This window comes from Flectobacillus sp., from assembly GCF_049240685.1.
Lineage (GTDB): Bacteria > Bacteroidota > Bacteroidia > Cytophagales > Spirosomataceae > Flectobacillus.
The window spans coordinates 2,839-4,199 of sequence record NZ_JBMLSD010000067.1; the positions used below are offsets into that span (position 1 = coordinate 2,839).

1 protein-coding gene is annotated in these 1,361 nt (G+C 38.6%); it reads left to right on the forward strand.

Annotation, left to right across the window (positions count from 1 at the left end; genetic code table 11):
* Positions 1-1,361: MFS transporter (locus ACOVQ4_RS03220; RefSeq protein WP_421819216.1), on the forward strand; the 1,361-nt coding region annotated here is incomplete at both ends.

The window sequence follows — 1,361 nt, forward strand, 5'->3', positions numbered from 1 at the left end:
GCCTTTTTTTATACAGACATTTATAAAATACCTGCCTCCAAAGCAAGTTTGGTGATGCTAACGGGAGGTATCGTTGGCGCAATCTTCAATTTGGCGATGGGCGCGATTGCCGACCGTACAGTTACCCGTTGGGGAAAATTTCGCCCGTGGGTGTTGTGGACTGCTATTCCTTTTGGGGTAATGGCACTGTTGGCATTCTCGACGCCCGATTTAGGCGATTCAGGGAAGTTTTTGTATGCGTTAATTACCTATATTTTTTTGGTGGTTATTTACTCCGCTAATAATTTGCCCTATTCTGCTTTGAGTGGTGTAATGACTGGAGATATGAAGGAGCGAAATAGCCTTTCTTCGTATCGTTTTGTGGCGGTAATGTTAGCACAATTTATCATTCAAGTAATTTTGCTTCCTGCTGCTATTGCGGTTGGGCATGGTGACAAAGCGGTAGGCTTTGAAAAAGTAATGTTGATTTTCGCTATTACTGGAGTACTTTGTTTTTTAGTAACATTTTTTACCACAAGAGAAAGAATTGTTCCAGATGTAACCCAAAAAACTCCAATTGCCGAAGACTTAAATGATTTGATTAACAACCGCCCTTGGATTATCATGTTAGCGCTTACTGTATTGGTATTCATCACATTGGCCTTAAAAGGTGGCATGAACATCTATTTCTTTAGATATTATTTAACCGAAAATAGTCAGGTTGCATTTTTAGAAAATGTAGGCTTTCCTTCGTGGATAAAACAATTGAGTGAAATTTTTGGCGCAGAAGCTTTCTCTGAATTTAGTCAATCAAATAGCGCACCTTATGCGACCTCCAGTATTATTAATGCATCAAGTACGATTGCGATGATTGTGGGTATTTTCTTCTCAAAACCATTAGCTGATAAATTTGGTAAGCGTAATATTTTTGCCTCATTTTTATGCCTTTCGGCACTCTGTTTATTATTGATTTATGTCTTATCCAATGAATCCGTCTCAGCTGTTTTTGTGATTCAAACTTTACATGGCTTATTGTATGGCGTAACTATTCCTTTGTTATGGGCAATGATTGCCGATGTAGCCGATTATAGTGAATGGAAAAACAACCGTCGTGCGACTGCCATTATTTTCTCCGCCATGATTTTTGGCTTGAAGGTCGGCTTGAGTGTCGGAGGAGCTATCTCGACTTGGATGCTGAGCATTTTTGGCTATAATGCTGATGCTTTACAACAAACCGAAAGCGCTATTAATGGAATAAAATTGCTTGTAAGTGTGATTCCTGGAGGATTATTTATTGTTGGAGCCACCTTACTTTTGGGATATATGATTGATAAAAAAATGGAACTAACCATCGAAGCAGATTTAAAAGAGAGAAGAAAATA